This is a genomic window from Sphingobacterium faecium, from assembly GCF_003054045.1.
In the GTDB taxonomy this organism is placed as follows: Bacteria; Bacteroidota; Bacteroidia; order Sphingobacteriales; family Sphingobacteriaceae; genus Sphingobacterium; species Sphingobacterium faecium.
Window position 1 is genome coordinate 299,710 of the sequence record NZ_QBKH01000002.1, and the last position, 21,641, is coordinate 321,350.

The 21,641-nt window shown below is 39.5% G+C and carries 19 protein-coding genes; 14 read left to right on the forward strand and 5 right to left on the reverse strand.

Annotated features, from left to right (window positions below; all coding sequences use genetic code 11):
* The first annotated feature begins 2 nt into the window (after positions 1-2).
* The 8 genes from ureC to C8N37_RS05755 all read left to right on the forward strand — a co-directional run bounded on the left by ureC (position 3) and on the right by C8N37_RS05755 (position 9,227).
* Positions 3-1,856, forward strand: coding sequence for an urease subunit alpha (ureC, locus tag C8N37_RS05720; protein ID WP_108158015.1), 1,854 nt, complete (start codon positions 3-5; stop codon positions 1,854-1,856).
* 11 nt (positions 1,857-1,867) lie between these two features.
* Complete coding sequence (locus tag C8N37_RS05725; protein ID WP_186812807.1) at positions 1,868-2,353, forward strand: urease accessory protein UreE; 486 nt, start codon at positions 1,868-1,870, stop codon at positions 2,351-2,353.
* Between the two features lie 7 nt (positions 2,354-2,360).
* On the forward strand, positions 2,361-3,047 hold the full coding sequence (locus tag C8N37_RS05730) for an urease accessory protein UreF (RefSeq protein ID WP_108158017.1): 687 nt from the start codon (positions 2,361-2,363) through the stop codon (positions 3,045-3,047).
* Positions 3,048-3,052: 5 nt separating this feature from the next.
* Complete coding sequence (gene ureG / locus C8N37_RS05735; RefSeq protein ID WP_108158018.1) at positions 3,053-3,667, forward strand: urease accessory protein UreG; 615 nt, start codon at positions 3,053-3,055, stop codon at positions 3,665-3,667.
* 4 nt (positions 3,668-3,671) lie between these two features.
* Positions 3,672-4,679, forward strand: coding sequence for an urease accessory protein UreD (locus tag C8N37_RS05740; protein WP_108158019.1), 1,008 nt, complete (start codon positions 3,672-3,674; stop codon positions 4,677-4,679).
* Positions 4,680-4,683: 4 nt separating this feature from the next.
* A complete protein-coding gene (locus C8N37_RS05745; RefSeq protein ID WP_108158020.1) occupies positions 4,684-5,142 on the forward strand; it encodes an urease accessory protein UreE in 459 nt (152 codons plus the stop codon).
* A 555-nt stretch (positions 5,143-5,697) separates the two neighbouring features.
* Positions 5,698-6,315 carry a LuxR C-terminal-related transcriptional regulator gene (locus C8N37_RS05750; RefSeq protein WP_108158021.1) on the forward strand — a complete coding sequence of 206 codons (618 nt, stop codon included), beginning with the start codon at positions 5,698-5,700 and terminating at the stop codon, positions 6,313-6,315.
* Between the two features lie 95 nt (positions 6,316-6,410).
* Entirely contained in the window at positions 6,411-9,227 is a 2,817-nt protein-coding gene (locus C8N37_RS05755) for an MSCRAMM family protein (protein ID WP_108158022.1), read from the forward strand.
* Here C8N37_RS05755 and C8N37_RS05760 read toward each other — a convergent pair.
* The 5 genes from C8N37_RS05760 to C8N37_RS05780 all read right to left on the reverse strand — a co-directional run bounded on the left by C8N37_RS05760 (position 9,224) and on the right by C8N37_RS05780 (position 13,880).
* A complete protein-coding gene (locus tag C8N37_RS05760) occupies positions 9,224-10,630 on the reverse strand; it encodes a hypothetical protein (protein ID WP_146171018.1) in 1,407 nt (468 codons plus the stop codon). The genes C8N37_RS05755 and C8N37_RS05760 overlap by 4 nt on opposite strands.
* Entirely contained in the window at positions 10,605-11,402 is a 798-nt protein-coding gene (locus C8N37_RS05765; RefSeq protein ID WP_108158024.1) for a fimbrial biogenesis chaperone, read from the reverse strand. Before C8N37_RS05765 ends, C8N37_RS05760 begins: the two co-directional genes overlap by 26 nt.
* A 31-nt stretch (positions 11,403-11,433) precedes the next feature.
* Positions 11,434-11,970 carry a hypothetical protein gene (locus tag C8N37_RS05770; protein WP_108158025.1) on the reverse strand — a complete coding sequence of 179 codons (537 nt, stop codon included), beginning with the start codon at positions 11,968-11,970 and terminating at the stop codon, positions 11,434-11,436.
* A 130-nt stretch (positions 11,971-12,100) separates the two neighbouring features.
* Positions 12,101-12,856 carry a sensor histidine kinase gene (locus C8N37_RS05775; RefSeq protein ID WP_170114483.1) on the reverse strand — a complete coding sequence of 252 codons (756 nt, stop codon included), beginning with the start codon at positions 12,854-12,856 and terminating at the stop codon, positions 12,101-12,103.
* A 436-nt stretch (positions 12,857-13,292) separates the two neighbouring features.
* Positions 13,293-13,880, reverse strand: a complete 588-nt coding sequence (locus C8N37_RS05780; RefSeq protein ID WP_244914348.1) for a TetR/AcrR family transcriptional regulator — start codon at positions 13,878-13,880, stop codon at positions 13,293-13,295.
* Between the two features lie 496 nt (positions 13,881-14,376).
* Between C8N37_RS05780 and C8N37_RS05785 the strand changes: the two genes are divergently transcribed.
* The 6 genes from C8N37_RS05785 (at position 14,377) to C8N37_RS05815 (ending at position 21,413) form a co-directional block, all read left to right on the forward strand.
* Entirely contained in the window at positions 14,377-15,339 is a 963-nt protein-coding gene (locus tag C8N37_RS05785) for a glycoside hydrolase family 43 protein (RefSeq protein WP_108158028.1), read from the forward strand.
* Between the two features lie 557 nt (positions 15,340-15,896).
* The gene (locus tag C8N37_RS05790; RefSeq protein ID WP_108158029.1) at positions 15,897-17,654 is read left to right on the forward strand and encodes a family 43 glycosylhydrolase; all 1,758 of its coding nucleotides are present in this window, start codon (positions 15,897-15,899) and stop codon (positions 17,652-17,654) included.
* A 277-nt stretch (positions 17,655-17,931) separates the two neighbouring features.
* Positions 17,932-19,857 carry a sensor histidine kinase gene (locus C8N37_RS05795; protein ID WP_108158030.1) on the forward strand — a complete coding sequence of 642 codons (1,926 nt, stop codon included), beginning with the start codon at positions 17,932-17,934 and terminating at the stop codon, positions 19,855-19,857.
* 5 nt (positions 19,858-19,862) lie between these two features.
* Positions 19,863-20,609, forward strand: a complete 747-nt coding sequence (locus C8N37_RS05800) for a LytR/AlgR family response regulator transcription factor (protein WP_244914349.1) — start codon at positions 19,863-19,865, stop codon at positions 20,607-20,609.
* A 348-nt stretch (positions 20,610-20,957) separates the two neighbouring features.
* Entirely contained in the window at positions 20,958-21,155 is a 198-nt protein-coding gene (locus C8N37_RS05810; protein WP_108158032.1) for a hypothetical protein, read from the forward strand.
* A gap of 72 nt (positions 21,156-21,227) precedes the next feature.
* Entirely contained in the window at positions 21,228-21,413 is a 186-nt protein-coding gene (locus C8N37_RS05815) for a hypothetical protein (RefSeq protein ID WP_108158033.1), read from the forward strand.
* Positions 21,414-21,641: the final 228 nt, after the last annotated feature.

Sequence of the window (21,641 nt, forward strand, 5' to 3'; positions counted from 1 at the left end):
TTATGGCAGGATGGAATAGAAGAGAGTGGATTAAAGTGGTCGGACTGGGTACACTAGGTACAGCCACGATGGGACTTGACGCTCTGGGTTTAGATAAATTAGGTTTAGACAAATCATCGGTAAAATATATAGATGGGGAATTGTATATCCCACGAGATAAATATGCGGCGCTATTTGGACCAACCACGGGCGATAAAGTCCGTCTAGCAGATACGGAGCTTTTTATTGAAATTGAAAAAGACTTTGGGGTCTATGGTGAAGAAAATAAATTTGGTGGTGGAAAGACCATTCGTGATGGAATGGGACAGTCTGCACGAGCCATGCGTGATGAAGAGGTGCTGGATTTCTGTATCACCAATGTCATCATTATTGACCATTGGGGTATTGTAAAAGGTGATATCGGTATTAAAGACGGTAAGATTGTCGGCATTGGTAAAGCGGGTAATCCCGATGTGCAGGACGGTATTACCAAAGGGATGGTGATTGGGGGATCAACAGAAGTACATGGTGGTGCAGGATATATCTTGACGGCTGGAGGTATTGATACCCATATTCACTTTATATCACCACAGCAAGTGGAAACGGCACTTTATAGTGGTGTGACGACTTTTATAGGAGGTGGAACAGGTCCGGCAGATGGAACCAATGCAACTACCGTAACCTCAGGTAAATGGTTTATGGAGCGTATGTTCGAAGCTTTTGAAAATTTACCGATTAACGTCGGTTTCTTTGGTAAGGGTAATGTTTCTACGACAGGACCGATCGAGGAGCAAATCGAAGCTGGGGCATTGGGCGTAAAAATCCACGAAGATTGGGGAGCAACTCCTGCTACCATCGATGTAGCACTTCGTGTTGCAGACAAATACGATGTGCAGGTGGCGATCCATACGGATACCTTAAATGAAGCGGGTTTCTTGGAGGATACCGTGGCTGCTATTGATGGACGGGTGATCCATACCTTCCATACCGAAGGTGCCGGTGGTGGTCATGCTCCCGATATCATCAAGATCGCGATGTACCCGAATATTTTACCAGCATCGACCAATCCGACCAAACCATTTACGGTCAATACGGTAGAAGAGCATCTGGATATGCTGATGGTGTGCCATCACTTGGATAAGAATGTAAAAGAAGATGTGGCTTTTGCAGATTCGCGAATCCGTCCGCAAAGTATCGCTGCGGAAGATATTTTACAAGATATGGGGGTATTCTCGATCATGAGTTCCGATAGTCAAGCTATGGGTCGTGTAGGTGAGGTGATCTCCCGTACTTTCCAGACCGCACATAAGATGAAAATCCAGCGAGGTCCTTTGGCGGAAGATAAATCAAACAATAACGACAACTTCAGGGTGAAACGTTATATCTCAAAGTATACGATCAATCCGGCTAAAGCGCATGGTATCGATCAATATATCGGTTCGATCGAGCCTGGGAAAATTGCCGATTTGATTTTGTGGAAGCCTGCCATGTTTGGTGTTAAACCAGAGATGATTATTAAAGGGGGCATGATCGTGGGAGCGAAAATGGGCGATATCAATGCTTCTATTCCAACACCACAGCCGATTATTTATCGTCCTATGTTTGGTAATTATGGTAAAGCTCTGCAGCGCATCTGTTTCAATTTTGTTTCGAAAGTTTCTCTGGAAAACGGAAATATCAAAAAATTAAACTTATCGCGGGTAAGTTTACCGGTGCAGGGCTGTCGTACGGTTCGCAAGAAAGATATGGTGCATAATGATGCAACCCCCAATATTGAGGTGAATCCAGAAACATATGAGGTATCGGTAGATGGCGTGTTGGCTGTTTGTGACCCTTTGAAAGAAGTGCCGATGGCACAACGTTTTTTCTTGTTCTAAAAATGAGTTGGATGCTGATCGCAAGAACAATTTTAGGCAATATCGGGAAAGATCCACAACCTATGGAGGTCGATTTTCTCCAGTTGGAATGGTTCGATACCACAAAGCGGATCATCAGAGCGATTACGGTAGGAGGACGTGAAATCGGTTTCAAAAATTTAACCAGCCAGCAATTGTCGGATGGGGATCTGCTTTACCGTGATCAAGATCTGGGCTTCTGTATTGTAGTCCAGATATTGCCTTGTTCTTGCCTTGTTTTCCGAGCGGCTGGTCCGAAACAGATGGCCTATGCCTGCTTTGAAATAGGGAATAGGCATATTCCCATTTTTATCAATGATCAGCAAGAAGTTATTACGGCGTTTGAAAAGCCACTGTTTGACCTGTTCACCCGAAGAGGTTTGCAGCCCAAGATCGAGCATCGCGTGATTGAACGAACAAGTACACTGGTGATGCACCAGTACAATCCGGCACAGAAAAAAATTAGTTTACAACTATAATAAGCATATGAATCCACTATTAACGCTGCTCCAGATCAATGATTCGGTATTTCCCATTGGAGGATTTACGCATTCCTATGGGTTGGAGACCTACATTACGAAGGAGATCGTCCAGGATAGCAAATCGGCAGAAGAATATGCGGTAACGCTATTGGAGCATAATTTTTATTACAACGATGCTGCTTTTTTTTCCAAAGCTTGGGAGCTCTGCGTGAAGCGGGCTTCTCAAAAGAAAATTGCGGAACTCGATGCCTTGGTGACGGTGTTAAAAGCACCTTATGAAATCCGGGAAGCAAGCCGGAAGCTGGGACTTCGTTTTTTGAAGCTAACGGAAAAATTACATCCTGTAAAACGTTGTTCTACTTATCTCAAAGCAATTAGTAGTCATACCCTTCATGGTCATTATGCCATCGCTTTTGCCATGTACGCACAGGCGTTAAACATCAGTTATCAAGATGCCCTAAGTGCATTTTATTATAACGCCCTGAATGGTATGGTAACCAATTGTGCTAAGCTGGTCCCGATTAGTCAGATGGATGCGCAGCAGATTTTGTTTAAGCTGCAGCCTGTGATCGATCGCTTGGTAGCGGAACAACCCCATTTGAGCGATGATCTGATCGGAAACTGTTGTGTAGCACAGGATATACGCTGTATGCAGCACGAAAAATTATATACACGAATTTATATTTCTTAATAAAAATGGCAACAAGAAACTACGTTAAGATAGGAGTGGGTGGACCTGTAGGGTCTGGCAAGACGGCCCTGATCGAACGATTGGTACGATCCATGACGGCTGATTATAGCATCTGCGTCGTTACCAATGATATTTATACGCGTGAAGATGCGCAATTTCTTCAGAAAAACTCCGCTCTTCCTGCGGAGCGCATTATTGGGGTAGAAACGGGTGGCTGTCCGCATACAGCAATTCGGGAGGATGCTTCTATGAATATTGAAGCGGTAGAAGAATTGGCAGACCGCTTTCCAGATACGGAAATCATCTTTGTGGAAAGTGGTGGAGACAACTTGACTTCTACGTTCAGTCCTGATCTTGCCGATCTCAGCATTTTTGTGATTGATGTGGGTGAGGGTGAAAAAATGCCGCGTAAAGGTGGTCCCGGGATTACACGTTCCGATCTGTTGATCATCAATAAGATCGATTTGGCTCCTTATGTGCATGCGGATCTGGAAGTGATGCGTCAAGATACGTTACGTATGCGGGGTGAGAGACCGTTTATTTTTACCAATCTGATGACCTTGGAAGGCTTAGAAGATGTGAAAAACTGGTTAAAAAAATATGCATTATTAGAGCAATAAGGAGATGGAAAGTGTCATTCAGCTACATGTAGGTAAAGAGGGAACGTATAGTGTTTTGAAAGAAAGTGGCCACAATGCGCCTTATAAACTCACACATTATGGAGCACCTCGGCTCCAGGAACATCTGGAGATGATCATCATGAGTGCGTCGCCCGGTATTATGGATGAAGATACGCTCGATATTGGTATTCATATGAAGCCCGATACGCAGTTAAAGCTATTTACACAGTCTTTCAATAAACTACATCCCATGAAACGAGGTGCACGCCAGACCACGGTGGCACATATCGATGATCGAGCTGTTTTTTATTATATCCCTCATCCAGTGACTCCTTTTAAAGATTCGATCTTTAAAGCGGACAACAGTATTTATCTAACAGGTGATGCGGTGTTGATCTGGGCAGATATCATAGCTGCGGGAAGGATCCATATGAAAGAGGCTTTTGTTTTTAATAGCCTCCACAGTACCACCAAAATATACCGCAATGATACGTTGATCTTGATGGATAACCAATTTTTATCGCCTGCCAAACAACCGATAAAAAAACTGTTGTTCTTTGAGGGATATACACATCAAGCGACCTTTCTATTCTCGGCGCCATTTGCCAAAGAACTGAAAGCCGAATTGGATGAAATCCTCACACTCGAATACAGCGATATTACCTATGGGTTTACGCAGGCGGCAGATGATATCGTCATGCTCCGTGCATTAGGGCACGATGGTGAACTGCTCTATGATTTTATGGGTATGTTGGGGCAGTTGTGCTGGGATTTTACACAACATATGCAAGAGGAAAGACAACTGAAACAACAGGCGGATGAGCGTAAAGGTGAAAATTTAGTAGAGGCTGGAGTAACTGAATCTACAAATTTGAAGATCGAAAAGTTGACTGGAGCGGAAGCTGTGCCTGAGCCAACGAAGAAACAGACGGTAAAGAAGAAAAGCAACGCTGCGGGAAACTCGGTGGTCAAAAGATCCGTTAAAAGGAAGAAAGCGCTTTCAAGCAATTAATACGATGATGCTGATCATAGAAAGAGATCAAAACGAGGTTACAGTATATGACGAGGCAGTAGTAGATGTGTTGTATATTGATTGGTATGAAGTCAACAAGACGCTCCTCACAAGACAAACTGAAGGGGGGCGTCTTGTTCGCCTATATCGTGCTGATGCTCCGCCACTCGAAAGTGGTGAGATCATTTATTCTACTTCGCAATTTACTATTCAAATACACATCAAACCTTGTACCTGTATCGTACTCCAAACAGATGACCTGACTACCATCGGTCATTTTTGTTGCGATGTAGGCAATAGACATTTGCCACTATTTTGGTTTGAAGATGGTCTCGCACTTGCTTATGATGGACAACTTTATCCGGCTTTGAAAGGTCAATATGGTGATCAGGTCAACCTCGATACGCGTACGCTTTTGCCTGCTTTTGCTTTGCAGGCCTACGGTCAAACTGTCGACCAATGACTGCTGCGGTGCTCCATGGTCGCATCTGTTTTGCCATTCGAGCCAGATATATCAATAGTGGGTAAGTGCATATCAGATAGGCTGATGTTTTCCTCTAATCTTACTCGTCAATTCTGCTATACAAACAAGAGGTAGTTAAATTATGTTTCTAAAGGGGTTTTTTAAGAGGTACATAGGTAAAAGTTTTAAGTTAGTTCGTCATTAATTCGGAATGTGTGAACTGTTTTTACTTGTTTTTCTTCATGATGCCTCTTTTGAAAAAGAGATAGGTAAATAACTTTCTGAATATCATTTTATTTATAAATGTTACAAAGATATTTGTTGTGAAATAATTAATAATTAATTCGTGAAGGCTAAAAAAATGGCTTTTTGATCGTATTTAATTCGTGTCCACACAGTATTTATGCTGTAAATTTAAAAATCAAACTATTTTTTTCTTTTATAAATGTTATCTTTAATCAAAAGTGTTGGTATTCAATAATAAGTTTAAACAACGAGTTTAATTTATTGAATATTTTATGTACTAACCAGTATTTAACTAAAGCGTAACGTATCATGATTAAAGTGGGCATAATTGATAGCGACGAGCATTCAAGAGTAAACATAAAAAGGATCCTTATAGAAAATTGTCTGGATGGTCAGCCAGTTCCTATAGATATTCTTTTTAATTCAGCATCAAGCATGTTACCTATGGGATCGCATCCGTTGCGACCTGATGTCATTATACTGGATATTCAACATCAAGATGCTACGATTATCGAAAAAGTGAGTAAAATGTATCCGGAAACAGAGATCATTGTATTGACGCAACTTGCTGATGTAAAAACTGTTCGTAGAGCTTTTCGAAATGGTGCTGTCAGTTATGTCTTAAAAGACACCTGTCTGCAATACTTGTTCCATGCGATAATCATCACCTTAAATCAAGGGTCATTTGTAAGCCCAACTATCAATAGGGCTTTAATTGAGCAGGCTTTTAGTTCAAAAAAATATGAAGATATGCTGACTGCAAGGGAACTTCAGATTGCGAATGGCATTGTGGAGGGTTTGAGTTATAAATTGATTGCCCAACAATATCACATCTCATTGGATACCGTCCGAATTTATATCAAGCGCGTGTATCGAAAACTCAAGATTAATAGCAAAGGGGAGTTGATCGCACAATTGTCAGCCTAGCGGTTATTTTGTTACATGAAGATGTGACTTGGGTTATTTCTGACTAAGCGAATTTAGACTGATTTTTGTTATTATTTGAACCTCCTGCTATGCCCATGAAGTATCTGTGGACTTTCTTGCTTCTGATGTGCTTTTTACTTGTTTTCTTATCCGAAGCGAAAAGTCAACACCATTTTGATGTGGAGTATCGCTTGGACCAAGATAGCATAGCTGTGACCCAAAGCCAGACGTTTGCAAACAAGATCCACATCCGCAATCTGACCGATAAAACCATTGAACTGATACCTTTGGCGAAAGGAACATTATCGTTATCGGGTTTGATCAAGCTACCGCAAAAAATCACCTTGCAGGCCCATGAGGAAAAAAGTTTTCCGATCAAATTTATGGCTGATCGTCATACATTATCAAATAATAACCAAGCTTTTACTATTGGGTTTTCAAGTGTTGATGCCACGATAAGGCTACCTCAGCCACTCACCTTTTATACGACATTAAGCAGTGACCGCTCGCTTATCTTACAAGCAGATCAATCGGAATATTATTTGGATCAGACGACCAACCAAGTGCAGTTTAGGATTCAGGCTTCCAATGCGGGTCTAGTGCCGATTACTTTTAAGCTGCTTTTTTCAGGATTTCCGCCAGGTTTTGAAGTAATAGGCGAACTGTTACCGGTTACCTTGCAACCTGGCGGACAGGTGCTGCTGCCTTTTAACGCAAGGATGCAATCAAAAAATAGATTCGATGATTTTGATATAGCCATGCAGGGTTTGGATCTGAATGGGAATGAGCTGATAAGTAGTCGGATTCGTATTTTGCAGGTGGGCAGTGTAAAACGGTTTGGGGCTGTTCCAAATTTCGGAAACGAAGCCTACAATAATGCGGTTGCATTGCGCTATACAAGTATGGATAAACAGAACTCCATATATCAGTTACAGGGCTATGGTGATCTTGATATCGGTGTAAATAAAAAATTGAACTATCGACTGAATCTGGATTACTATCAAAATCAAAAAGCTTTCAATAGTTACGATACCTATATCGATTATCAAGCGAAAGATTGGGCTGTCAAAGTAGGTAATATCTATGAAAACCTAGATCAGACCATCAGTGGAAGGGGGGTAAAAGCAAGTTATAAATTGGATAATAACCGATCCATAAGCCTGTATGGTGTGGAAAATAACTATATGCTCTTTACACAATTGAGCAATCTGATCCCTGGGGCACATATCATAGGAGCCAATTATACTGTTCGAACCGATCAAAATCAAGAAAGTTACTTAACTTATCTGCATAGCGAACATGATTATCGTCGGATCAATAGTGACCAGATCAATGGGAGGACGGTCATCCCCATGAGTGAGCATCAGCAATTATGGGTAGAGGGGGGCTATAGTATGGAGCGTGCGGATCAAGCTGGAAATAAACATGCTGTAGCTGCAGGTGCTCATTATCAATATCATACTGAACACTATCAGATCATCAGTATGAATTATTACAGTTCTCCCTATTACACGGGTCTGCGTAGGGGGCTAATGCAAAGTGATACGCGCATCACTAAGCTATTACAAAATAACAACAGTATTACTGCGCGTATGAGTTATATGGATAATAATCCAAAATATCAGCGTACAGATCGTGATTATTTTTTTGGTAATTCTAATCGAATCGAGATTTATGAAGTGGGCTATCATACGGCATTTGGAAAATTGCAATTGGATATTAAACCTTATATGATGTTTCAGCAGGCAACTATCCGGGGGGTGAGCTTATGGGGAGCGGTACCGGAAAGATGGAAGTCGAGTGCTCTTAGAACGGTGGGTGATGTGAGTTATTTTAGCTCCGTGCATCGCTTTTCCTTGAGAACGGACTATGGGTATACCTACCGGAATACATCGAATAAACCGATCAGCCCCTTTCATTCTTTAAGACTGTCAGGTAGTTATAGCAATCCCTTCTTGGGTTTCAACACTTATATTCAGATCAATCCCTACTATCTGAATGATCTGATGGCAAGTACCCCTGATGCGAACTATAGGATCTATTCTTTTGGTCCCAATACCCAGTTTACCGCATTTAGAGGGAGTTTGCAAACACAATTATCGACCATGTACAGCTATTATGGATTTTCTAGAAGCAACAATCTGTCGATCAATGGAAATGCCAGGTGGTTATTTAGAGGCAATTGGAGTTTAACGGCTGATGTTTTTTATAATATGATCCAAAGTCGAATACCCTTACATTTTCAACAGGATCCTTTTGCCTTTGAAACATCTTCATTCAACAACAGGCAGATTCGGATAGGCATTGAAAAGAAATTTGTCTACTGGGATAAAAATAAGGGACATAAATTGCAGTTGCAGTTTTTTGATGATCATAATCAAAATGGTATGGCCGATGCGGGGGAGCTTAGGCCTGAAGGTCTTGTCGTCAAGATTGATCAGGAGGTGGCTCGTACAGATACAAAAGGTCGGGTAACATTTTTAAATATGACTTCTGGATCATATGTGGTTCAGATCGAAAATAATCAGGGGTGGGTAGCGCAAGGTCCGATCAATACGCTGTTGACAAAAAATCAAAGTTTAGCGGTTCCCTTAGTAAAAACACGCGTGGTCAAGGGGAAGATCAAACCTATCGTTGATAAATACCTGCAAACAAGTCCGGAACTTTCCGGAATACGAATTCATGCCGAAGATCAACAGGGTAAAAGCTATAGCACACTCAGCGATGCAAAGGGTAATTACACTTTCTTTTTGCCTTTGGGTAGCTATACAGTATCTATCCCAACAGCAGGAATGGCTTTCACGATTGAAAATCCAAATCAGCAGATCCAATTGAAAGAGGAGCAGGTAAATTATCTGCAAGATTTCAATTATAGAGATGGACGTAGAAAAGTGGGAGTCAAGCGTTTTTAAGGGGCTATGAAGCTAAAAATAATATTGGTCGAATAAGTTCCTGCAGGTTTGTTCAATAATTTCGAAGTTTCTGAGGCGGGAATACTATATCGGATGCTCAATGAGCGATCGACTGTTGGGTCTGCAGCGTTGATCAGCTGTTGTGGGGTTGTGGATAAGGTAACCGTTTGCATACCGGTTTCCCCAGGTATCGGACCAATACGCAATACATTAAGGGGTACGCTGTTGACTCCTGAAGCAAAAGATGCTGATGTGGCCCGCACATATAGATTATAAGGTGTCGTTTTACTCAGTTTTAAATGGGCGGGCATATCCAGGTTAACGCCATTTCTGTATTGGCTTGCAGTGGTGAAAGATAGGCCTACTGTTTGTTGATTGGCAATCAATTCTCCGAGATCACTGACGACAACCTGTAAAGTGCCAACACTTTGGGACTGTAAGTTTCCTGTCGGATAGGCTGCAGCGATTTTGTTCCAAGTATACGTCAGGGGTACCGAATAAGTTCCTGCTTGTATAAACCTCGCTTTTAATTGTGCTCCTGTTATTGAAAAGGCATAGGTCAGAGCTTGGGAGTTGTTTGTTGGTACTACAATACCAGTGGTATTTGTCAACGGCTGGCTGGTGCTTGATAAAGCAATTGGCGTAGCGGTAGCTACTGCCGTCAAAGTCGTATTAATAGCGGAAACAGGAGATATAGGCAATGTGTTATAGGCCAGGGATGTTGAAAAACTGAAATTGCTGTTTCCTGTTTGCAAATTGGGAATGTAAGGTACAGTATGAGCCAGGGTCATGACTTTATTGCTAATGATCCCTGTTGGAGACCGATAGAAGCTCAGGTTATTGACTAAGATGCTGGTAGTACCTGCAGTATTTTGTGAAGTAATAAATGCAGGAACAACAATACTGAATGCCTGTGTGGCGGGAGTCATGGCATTTCCACCTAAAAGTCCTGGAGCTGTTAGGGCGATATCTGTGCTGTAAGTACCCGCTACCCATGTGAAGCTGGATGTGTTCAAACGTAGGTTGCTCAGCACAGTTCCTGAAACAAGACTGGCAACGGCCACATACAAGGATTGTGTCGAAGTAGAAAGTGAGCGTTCTGTGCTGGAGCTGAGCACTGATATACCAGCGATCGATGAAATTTTATAATTTGCTACACTAAGAGGTGCAGGACCTACTCCACCGAGGATGTTACTTAGCGTGCTGTTATTAGATTTGATGCCGATATTTGGCAATAAGGTGATCGCACTGTTAAATTGCCCCAAAGTAATACTTTGTTGATAGTCTGTTCTTGCTGTAATATTAGCCTCAGGTAAGTTCACTGAAATCTGAGCTTGTACGATCATAGGGCACAAACTGACAGCTAAGAGGCTGATCTTAATATGTAATTTCTTTTTCTGCAATTTTTAGATCGTATTGAGCGCCAGCATCCAAGATAGCTACCGCAAGGTAACGGCCTTTAAGTGTTGCCGGTAAATCGAGTTGAATCCATTGTTCTGCTTCGGGTAACATTGCTACAGCGATTGATTTGACAGGTATCTCCTCTCCGGTCTCTATATTGGTCAATTCAAAGCGTACATAGGCATCTTTATTAATCTGTCCCGTGTTTTTAACTTTGACCATCATTTTTCTGACACGTTGATCGGTTTCTTTTGTTACCATACCTTGATCTTCAAAGGCTAAAAACTCCAGATCTCCGACACGTAAACCGACGGGAACATGATAGACCTGAATACCAAATTCCAAGAGGATATTCATATTGACACCCTTTTTCACATCAGGTGTTTGCTCTTTTACTTGTGTGAAAAACAGCATACTATTGGTCAAGGCGAGGGATTTATTATCTTTTGGAATGGTCATGGACAAGTTTATACTTTTTGTTTCTCCCGGAGCTAAACGGACGCTATTATCCGATAAAGACAGCCACGATCCATTGGATTGCTTACGTTCGTCCGCTGGAAAATATTGTTTGATGCCCAGTGAATCGCGGTTCCAATCTTTTATATTGGCCACGAAGTAGAATGCTGAAGTGGAGGCATTGCTAAAAGAAATGGCCTGACTGACCGTTTGACCTGCTTCCCCTTTGAAAAAAATCCGGGAAGGTGAAACAGAAATACCCTGAGCATGGGCCAGGGTATTCAGGAATACTAAAATTAGAGATAGATAAAACTTCACAAATTATAATGCACGTTAATTTTTTAAATATTTACAATTGCGTTGCGGTATACGTCACTGTCGTGCTATACACCTCTTGAGGTAAGGCAACGAGCGTCGTTGCAGTTGGTATGGTATAGACGACATTATAAACAGCAGTAGTTGTTGGGTCAGCTTCTTCCACTAAGGGTTGATCAGTTTGGCTAAGCGTTACTGTGCTTAATGTACCTCCGTTGGCAGTTGTTGGATCAACGCTCACATTGACCACGCCTAATGCAGGCAAATTGGTCGTATTAGAGGTGTTGGAAGAAGTGAATAATCCGTTGGCCTGTACAGAGATATCGTACGGTTTATTACTGATGACCGTCAGATGTGCTGGTTTTGTCACGGTCTTGGCTGCTGCATATTCGGCAGCTGTGGCATACACAAAATTGACAGTTGGTGAAGCGTCCAAAGCGATAGAAATAACGGAAGCTTGCAGATCAATGTTAACCGTAACAGGATTCGTGCTTGCAGACTGTGCTTTTACTTGATGTCCGATGCTTATTGCTGCAAGAGCAAGCAGGGTAAATATTAAGTTCTTTTTCATAATGCTCACAATTTATTAGATAGTTAAAATTAAGAATTCATAGAGGTAAATCCTATGTTGCAAAGTCACATAATGATGTTATAAAGAAAGTTAAATATTTAGAAGGTTGAGTAGTTAGATCGTTGTCAGTTTACTGCATTATTATGTTTCTTTCAACTAAGTCGCTTGCTCTTAGTTCATTGGTCTTTCTGTCGATGCACTCTAATGGGAGTGATATATAGACCGTAATTACATCCGCAGTTCGATTTTCAAAATGAAGACGACCTCCTACTCGCTGTAATAGATCTTTGCACAATGAAACTCCAAGGCCAGTTCCAGTATGATTGACTGTTTTTTTATATTCCCAGCTGTTTCTGTTATTTAAGTTCGAAATAGTCGAATCGGAGATGTTATCTCCTTTATTTTCAATAAATAACTGAAAGGCATTTTGCTCACTTTCTAATATTCCAATTCTAATTGTCCCTCCGTTATGAGAAAATTTGATCGCATTACTGATGATATTTCGGATCACAAAGCAGAAGATGTCTCGACTCATATGTACCATTCGGTGTAGCGGAACAGTGTTGTTGATCACCAGATTTTTCTCCTTTAGATTATGCTCAAATAAAGATAAAATAGCAATGATCTGTTCTACAATAGTGAAGCTTTCCTTATTTTCTAAGTTATCTCTCAATTGGGATTCTGCCCATAATAAAACCTCGTTCAACATGTTTTTGGAAATGGAAACCTGATTTCCCAATGCTGCAAAAATTTGTTGCAGTTCTGGTTGTGTCATTTGAGATACATCTTCTGTATGCAACAGCATATCCATGGAGGTAAATGGAGTTCGCAAATCATGAAAAGTGATGGAAAGTACTTTAGTTTTAAAAAGTTCGGACGCCTTCAATTCTTTATTATAGCATATGATTTGTTCTCGCTGCTGTTTAAGTTTAAGATTGCTCTTTATTAATTTTAATTTCTGTCGCTTCAACAGACTGTTTTTCCTAAATAAGATATAAAGTAAAATTGCAATAATAATTTTACAGATAATAATTAGGGAGGTTATCATGGTTTGACTTTGCATAAATTTCTTTATCAACGCCTTTGATATCACGGATTAGCACATGATATCACTGCGAATTGTATTCAATAAAATTAAAAAAACAGACAGGATTTTGATAGAATTTTAACCGTATTGCCACAAAAATTAACCAAAATAATCTTAGGGTAAATATAAGCGTTTTGAATTAAAATAGGAGTATCGCTTTAATCAGGAAGAATGTCCATACAGGAATAGCAGTAGAAAGGACTTATTAATCGTCGAGATGTCACTGGTTACTCCGTCACTTATGATTGTAAGTTTCTTTTAGAATGAATTTAATTGCTTCTTTGATGCGATTCATGCCTTTTTCCTGAGTGAGATCGATTTCGCAAAATGTGCTAGCTGTCGTCTTGGTATGGAGTACCAAATAGTAAATTCCGGCAATCAATAAACTGGTTACGGCTCTCAGATCGACTTCCTTGTCTTTTAATTCTTCATCCGCATGCGGAAAGAATAAGGCACTGACATCATCTCTCATCTGCGATACCTGTGACATGATCTCCGATCGTTCACTGAGTTGCCAAAGTACTAACTTCTGCATTTCTTCATTAGCGCTAAATTGGACGATCTGATCCAATAACATATGTTCGAGTAGGTGACGGGAGCTTGTTTGTGCCTGAGTTGTTATTAACTCATCGGCACGATCGCTGGCGACGATCCAGTAATCTTTAGTTTTAATATAGGTAGCTATTAAGTGATCAATATGCCCAAAATATGCTGATATCAGTTTCCGGTCTACTCCTGCAGCTTTTGAGATATTGGTCGGCGTTAAACCGGTATAGCCTTTTGCTGCTAGAACTATCCCAACAGCCTGTATGAGTTTCGACATGGTTCTATTTTTGTCGTTTTTTTCTCCTTGATATGTTTTTCTAACCATTGAAGTCGTTTCGGTTCCTTATGATCTGGTTGGCACAAATTACTTTTTCATGCCATGAATTATATACGCGAACTATTTTAAAAAGGCACTATCATTCGCTCAAATTAAGTACAGACAGTTTTCGTTTTTACTAGGTATAGATGGCTTTCAGTAACTATCTGGTTCAAATTTAAAAAAATATTTTTCTAATCAACTATAATTATCGCATATTTAGGAAAATTATAATTTAATCTTGTTGAGATTAATTTTATTGGTCTTTCATCCTCGTATATGATCCTTGTTATTTTATGGTTACTTTAAAGAATATAAAATCTATTCGTACAGTGGATTAAAGGCAGTTTATGGCTTGATTTTGAAAAAAAATAAGTTTATATAGACGTTATTTATTGGTTTTAAAGTTGGATCGTAAACTTATATTTCCTATTTTCAACCTTACTAAAACCTTTTAATGATGAAAATTGTCCTCTATTTCCTGACAAGTGTTACTTTATTTATTTCGCAGGCGCTCTTTGCGCAGAAAAACCCTGTATTCCCAGGTTGGTACGCCGATCCTGAGGGTATTGTTTACAAGAATGAATACTGGATTTTTCCGACCTATTCAGCGCCCTATGAAGATCAAATATTCTTTGATGCATTTTCATCAAAGGATTTTGTGACCTGGAAAAAACATCACCGCATTCTGGATACAACCGAAGTAAAATGGGCGAAAAAAGCGATGTGGGCGCCGAGTGTTTTTGAAAAAGATCAGAAGTATTATTTATTCTTTGGCGCCAATGATGTGCACCAAGGAGAAATAGGAGGAATTGGCGTATCTGTTGCTGATAAACCACAAGGCCCTTATAAAGATCTCTTGGGGAAACCGCTCATTAATGAGATCGTCAATGGCGCTCAACCGATCGATCAGTTTGTCTTTAAAGATAAAGATGGTCAATATTATATGTATTATGGAGGGTGGCAACATTGTAATGTGGTCAAATTAAGTGCTGATTTTAAGAGCTTGGTTCCTTTTGAAGATGGAACGATTTATAAAGAGGTAACGCCTGAAAACTATGTCGAAGGACCATTTATGTTTATCCGCAACAATAAATACTACTTCATGTGGTCTGAAGGAGGCTGGGGTCTTCCAAATTATAAAGTCGCTTATGCGATCGCTGATTCTCCTTTTGGTCCATTTAAAAGGATAGGAACGATCTTAGAACAGGATCCTGGTATCGCAACGGGCGCTGGTCACCATTCGGTCATTAAAGTGCCCAATAAAGATCAATACTATATCGTGTATCACCGTAGACCATTAGGCAAAACAGGTGCCAATGAACGGGAGACGTGTATTGATGTGATGACCTTTGATGAGAATGGCCATATTAATCCTGTTAAAATGACTTTCGAAGGGGTGAAACATAAATTAAAATAATTAGAAACAGTGAGCTTGACATCATATTGTTCGCTAACTTTTTCTCCTGTTTTTGTATAGGAGATTAAAGTTATGCACAACATGTTAAGATCATGATGTATTTTGTGGAAACCAGATTTGTTATTCACAACAGATTCACATCTGTTGAAAAGTAATAGATAACTGTGTTTCCACAATTTGTTTATAATCATATGGCTGATGTTCCTGTCAAAATCTTGTGCGTTATTAACAGACAATATTCCCATGTTGAAAATGATCATGGATAGCTTATCCACATAATATGAATAATTGAGATGAAGTTTATGGGTATATAAATGAAATATGCAATTAAAGACAAATCATTTATTTGTCGTATATGTGATGGTAAAATGACCTAAACTAGTGTTCATTTGAAAAGTGATGAGTTTCTCCCTCAAAAATGATGAATTACCCCCCTGGTTTAATAGCAACATTTTATTAATATTGGATAATTTATAACAACAGTTATCATAACTTCATATCTATCATGAACCCCATCAGCTTCTTAAAGGAAGTACAGTTTTAAACAAAAATATTTTATGCAAAAGGCACTTTACTTAATTTTTCTACTGCATCTTGTCACGCAGGCAGGCGCGCAATACTTGCCAAAGGCAGGGTATAAATTGGTCTGGTCTGATGAGTTTGATCAAAACGGATCTGTAAATGATCAAAACTGGCAATTTGAACAAGGCTTCATGCGTAATCAGGAGGAGCAATGGTATCAGCAGGAAAATGTATCTTGTAAAGATGGCATATTGACCATCGAAGCCAGAAAAGAGGTTAAACCCAATACCACTTACCAGCCGAATAGTCAGCATTGGGCGACTTCGCGTCCACAAATTACCTATACATCTGCATCGATCAATACTTCAGGCAAACACAGTTGGAAGTATGGCATATTTGAAATGCGGGCAAGGATCCCCGTAGGCAGTGGATTGTGGCCGGCATTTTGGACATTGGGCATAGAAAAAGAATGGCCTTCAAATGGTGAAATTGATATTATGGAGTACTATAAGGGGAATATTCTCGCAAATATTGCATCTGGTACAAATAAGAGATGGCAGGCAAGCTGGCACAGCCAGAAAAAAGCAGTTTCCGAACTGGGCGGGAAAGAATGGGCAGCACAATTTCATGTCTGGAGCATGTACTGGGATGAAGAGGAGATCGCTTTGTATGTCGATGATATCCTGATGAATAAAGTGAAGCTTGATCAATTGATCAATCGAGATGGAACAGGATTTAATCCTTTTAAACAGCCGCATTATATCCTGCTTAATTTAGCTTTGGGCGGAATGAACGGTGGGGTTGTTGATGAAAAATTGTTGCCTGCAATCTATGATATTGATTACGTACGGGTGTATCAAAAGGATGCTGAAGATCCAGATAGCGCACAATTTATACCTGGAAAACGATGGTTAGATGATCAGGGTAATTTGATCAATGCACATGGTGGTGGAATGCTGTACCATAAAGGCACTTATTATTGGTACGGTGAAAAAAGAGGGGGAACCGAATCACAGGGAGTCAATGTCTATTCTTCGAAGGATCTTTATCATTGGAAGTTTGAAAAATTGGCTTTTTCACCTGCAGATGATCCCAGTAGTGACGTTGCATGGGGATGTATCATCGAACGTCCGAAAGTAATCTACAATAAAAAGACGAAAAAATTTGTGATGTGGTTTCACCTCGAATTGAAAGATCAAGGCTATGCCGCTGCGCGAGCTGCGGTTGCTATTAGTGATTCTCCTGCTGGTCCGTTTAAATTGGTGGACAGTTTCAGACCAAATGGCCATATGTCTAGAGATATGGGGCTTTTTGTAGATGATGATGATGTTGCCTATCATATCTATTCTTCAGATGAGAATTATGAACTGCGATTGGCGAAGCTGACTCCAGATTATTTAGCCCCTACGACAGCAGATAAATTACTGTTCAGAAATCATCGGGAAGCGCCTGCTTTGTTTAAATACAATAAGAAGTATTATCTCTTTACAAGCGGCTGTACCGGTTGGGCTCCCAATAAAGCAGAATTGCATGTTGCAGATGATTTGTTTGGACCCTGGACTTCATTAGGTGACCCGATGCGCGGACCTGACGCGCACATCACTTTTGATGCGCAATCTACTTTTGTGTTGCCTGTTGCGGGTAAGAAAAATGCTTTTATATTTATGGCAGACCGTTGGAAACCTAAAAATTTGTTGGATAGTCGCTATATCTGGCTCCCCATTGATCTACAAGAAGGTAAGATAACGGTTCCTTGGAAAGATAAATGGAATCTGGATGTCTTTCGATTTTAAATAAGGTATCTCTAAAGCTATAAGAGATAAAGGGGTGACGGATCGCATACCAATTCGTCACCCCTTTATCTGTTCGATCATTGAAATAATCATTCCAACCTATTTTGTGGATGTATGCGATCGCTTATCTTTACGCTTCATAATCTAAACATGCCTCTTGTCAATGATTAAATATGGGTCCAATATATACGAATATGAAGGGAAAGCTGTCTAATATAAATTGTCCTCGAGTAATGTGTTTTTTTTTATTTTAAAATGATTAAATCGTACGCCATATATGGATATAAACAAGTATGTAACCTTATGCCGCAGCATGCTGATTTTTTTCACCGTGTTGACCGTTTTTTACTTTTCGAGCTGTCAACAGGAAACTAAAAATCAACCTGTTTTCGGATATGCTAAAGATAGTTTAGCGTATCAGAACCTAATTGCTTGGGATACGCTGGCACCTGAAGCACGTTTGAAAAAATTAAAGAATTATATCGATTCGTTTGAGTATAAACCGAATGCTGCACAGCCGCCGCAATATTGGATCTATAAATGTTTTTATGAAAAATCAATGGGAAAGAGAGATTCCCTGCATGCGTATCTTTCAAAAATAGATTCAACTCAAAAGGATCGGGACTTGTATGCATTGCGTCAGTATTTAAGTTTGAGTATCAAAAATAGATATGATGAGATCAGTTCAGGAAAACTCGTGGAACAGATCATTTTGGAAAGGCAGAAAATAGAGAAATCAAATTCAGTCTTTCTATACCTCATGGATGATTTATTGGCGATGGCTTTTTACAATAATCATGAGGATCTCAAGTCGCTCAAGTATGCTAAGCAGTATATGGACAATCATCCATGGAGTACACACAACCGTTTAAAACAGCGCTATTATGATATCCGATTTATGCTAAGTCAACGGTTAGAAAATACCAGGGATATGCAAAATTATCTCGATAGCAGCCGGATGTTGGCGATCAGTATCAACGATAGTTTAGCCTTTATGCGAACCGTGGATTATGAGGCACAGATGCACTCAGCCATGGGACGACCAGATGCTGCAGTTAAAAATTTCCGTATTTTTTTTAATTATCTAAATCGGACGAATCAATTGGAATTCTATGTTTTCAATAATCTTGCGCGAGCATTTTTAGATTTAAACCTCCCGGACTCGACCATTAAATATGTGCGCATGAGTGAAGCGTGGAAGGGTTGGAAAAAAGGGAGTTTTACTGCTAAGATTTCCCTCTTGGACTTATTAAGTGAGGCTTATCAAAAGAAAGGTGATTTTAAAAATGCTTATTTAGCGAAGACCAAACAGTATAATGAGTATATGAAAGTCACGACGGAGATGCAGAAGGAGAAAATTGAAGAAATAAGCACGAAGTATGAGACGAGAAAAAAGGATCAGGATATTGTGACGTTGAAAGAAACAAATCTGCTCAACAATAAGCTCTTGGTCCAGCAACGATGGATTTTTGTGATCTTATCCCTGTTTCTGATGATGATCCTATTGTATACCTATAAGTTGTACAAACAAAAATTGTTAAAAGCCAAACATGATCAGTTACTCATTGAAAATAAACAGTATATCTTAGAACAAAAGAATCGTCAGAATCAACTTAATCCTCATTTTATCTACAATGCGATTGCCAATCTACAAGGGCTCATCGGTGCAGATAAAAAGCAGGAAGCAAATACATATCTAGTTGCCTTGACTCGATTGATCCGTGATATTTTAGAGTTAAATCGGCATGATTTTATCACGCTGGAACAAGAAGTACGCAGTTTAAAAAACTATATTATTTTGCAACAGATGCGTTTTCACCATATTTTTGATTCCATCATCGATACCGGTGACCTGGATATGGAAGATATATTGATTCCACCGATGCTCATTCAGCCATTTGTAGAAAATGCGATCGAGCATGGATTGAAAAATATTGATCACAAGGGATTGGTAAAAATAAGCTTTTATGCTAACAACGACTATCTACATGTATGTATAACAGACAACGGCATGGGACTTAAAGAAAATGCTACACATGAAAAAGACAAGAAATCGCTATCTCAGGTAATTACCAAAGAACGCTTGGCTTTATTGTATACGGATGTTCAACATCAAGCTTCGTTAAAAATTTATCCAAACTATAGACCATCAGGTGATGGTTATAAAGTAGAGATTTCACTTCCACTAAAACATGTGTTTTAATTATTATGGCTATGCTAAATGTTTATATCCTTGAGGATGAGTTGAATATTGTAAAATATATCTGGTCTATTTTAGATGAAATTCCATATGTTCGTATTGTTGGACATTCGGGTGAAATGGCAAAGGCTGAGCAGGAAATTTATGAAAAATCCCCTAATTTGATTCTGGCAGATATCCAGTTAAAGGATGGGGTCAGTTTTGAGTTACTGTCCCGATTGAATCTGGATGTACATCTTTTATTTATTACTGCTTACAGCCAATACGCCATCGAAGCCTTAAATATTGGTGCTATAGGCTACCTCACCAAACCGATCGATGCCATTTGCCTGACTGAAACCATACAGAAATGTTTTGATAAAACCCAAGAGTTTAAGTTTAATCAAAACCAATTGCTCATGGCAGATCGACATATGAAAACTCCGGCGATACCACAGAAAATTGCTTTAAAAACATTTGAGTTTACCCAGATCATCAATATCGACGATATCGTCTATTGCCTAGGAGATAAAGGTTATACCACTTTTTTTATGCGCAGCGGGGATCATCTATTGGTATCAAAAGTACTGAAGCATTTTGAAGGTATGCTACCCGAATCGCAATTTATCAGATGTCATCAATCTTATCTGATCAACACGCATTATATCCATAAGTATTATAAGGATGGACAGTTGGAGATGCAGGATGGTAAGCTGATTCCGGTTTCCAACCGGAAAAGAGATATCATTGCGCAATATATTGATACCTTAAGCTAATCCGCTGTTTCTTTGAGGTTTTAGTAGCAAAAATATTCTATAATGTGTTTCTATGTGTCAAATATTTTAAGAAGAGCCACGTTTATTGATGCGTACTTATCGGATTTATATCGGAGCTAAAAGTTTAATTTCCAAGTCCGATATTTATGTAAGTTTTATTGACGAGGGGGTAGCAAATCTGAAAAGCGCTATCGCTGTAGGCAATGAAATTAGTGAAATAGGGCATTCAAAGTCTGAAATAATATGCGCAACTCATTTGTTCGCATAGCAAAAATGGACGACGGTATAGGATGCTCTTGTTTCAGCTTGTTAAGTTCATATTTATACACATTAATAAAAAACACATTTATGAAAAAGCTAGAAAAATTAAACGCAAAAAGAATCGAGCACATTGAACAGGTTTTGGGTGGTAAACTCGCTTTTACATCTGATTTTGCAGTAGCAGATACGGGTGCTGGTGGTGTGCCGACAACAGAGCACAGACCAACAAAAGGACAATTGAGGGAGCATTATACTTGTGATCACACTCCAGATGTGAGTAAATAATTGAACCGATAGGTTTATTTTAGAACAAGTAATTTTTATTTTTTTTATTAACCAAGTTAAAAGAAATTGAGAATGAAAAAGTTAGAAAAATTAAATTCCAAAAAAATCAAACAAACTGAAACTATTCAAGGTGGTGCAGGAATATTTGTTGATTTCTCTTTGGATGATAGCGGTAGTGTTCCTACAACAGAACATAGACCAACAAAAGGTAAATTCAAGGAGCACTATTCATGTGACCATTCCCCTGATGTAAACTAAGCATTAAACTCTTTAGCTCGATCAGATGGATGAATGCGATAGGTAGGCATTCATACGTTCAGTTCATCCATTATGCTGAATGATTTGGCTAATGATCGGGCTTTACCCTTTAAAAGACTTCATTTTTTGAATAACTGATTCAAAAATGAAGTCTTTTTATCGCTTATCCCATATCCTGCATATACTCAAAAATATGTACTTCCCTTTCGGATATTGGTTCGCTGTGGA

Coding starts and splice junctions, on each gene's coding strand:
- C8N37_RS05810 (WP_108158032.1), top strand. CDS start 20,958: ATGAAAAAGCTAGAAAAATTAAACGCAAAAAGAATCGAGCACATTGAA.
- C8N37_RS05740 (WP_108158019.1), top strand. CDS start 3,672: ATGGAAAGTGTCATTCAGCTACATGTAGGTAAAGAGGGAACGTATAGT.
- C8N37_RS05800 (WP_244914349.1), top strand. CDS start 19,863: ATGGCTATGCTAAATGTTTATATCCTTGAGGATGAGTTGAATATTGTA.
- C8N37_RS05745 (WP_108158020.1), top strand. CDS start 4,684: ATGATGCTGATCATAGAAAGAGATCAAAACGAGGTTACAGTATATGAC.
- C8N37_RS05790 (WP_108158029.1), top strand. CDS start 15,897: ATGCAAAAGGCACTTTACTTAATTTTTCTACTGCATCTTGTCACGCAG.
- C8N37_RS05780 (WP_244914348.1), bottom strand. CDS start 13,880: ATGTCGAAACTCATACAGGCTGTTGGGATAGTTCTAGCAGCAAAAGGC.
- ureG (WP_108158018.1), top strand. CDS start 3,053: ATGGCAACAAGAAACTACGTTAAGATAGGAGTGGGTGGACCTGTAGGG.
- C8N37_RS05815 (WP_108158033.1), top strand. CDS start 21,228: ATGAAAAAGTTAGAAAAATTAAATTCCAAAAAAATCAAACAAACTGAA.
- C8N37_RS05730 (WP_108158017.1), top strand. CDS start 2,361: ATGAATCCACTATTAACGCTGCTCCAGATCAATGATTCGGTATTTCCC.
- C8N37_RS05750 (WP_108158021.1), top strand. CDS start 5,698: ATGATTAAAGTGGGCATAATTGATAGCGACGAGCATTCAAGAGTAAAC.
- C8N37_RS05785 (WP_108158028.1), top strand. CDS start 14,377: ATGATGAAAATTGTCCTCTATTTCCTGACAAGTGTTACTTTATTTATT.
- C8N37_RS05795 (WP_108158030.1), top strand. CDS start 17,932: ATGGATATAAACAAGTATGTAACCTTATGCCGCAGCATGCTGATTTTT.
- C8N37_RS05725 (WP_186812807.1), top strand. CDS start 1,868: ATGCTGATCGCAAGAACAATTTTAGGCAATATCGGGAAAGATCCACAA.
- C8N37_RS05755 (WP_108158022.1), top strand. CDS start 6,411: ATGAAGTATCTGTGGACTTTCTTGCTTCTGATGTGCTTTTTACTTGTT.
- C8N37_RS05770 (WP_108158025.1), bottom strand. CDS start 11,970: ATGAAAAAGAACTTAATATTTACCCTGCTTGCTCTTGCAGCAATAAGC.
- ureC (WP_108158015.1), top strand. CDS start 3: ATGGCAGGATGGAATAGAAGAGAGTGGATTAAAGTGGTCGGACTGGGT.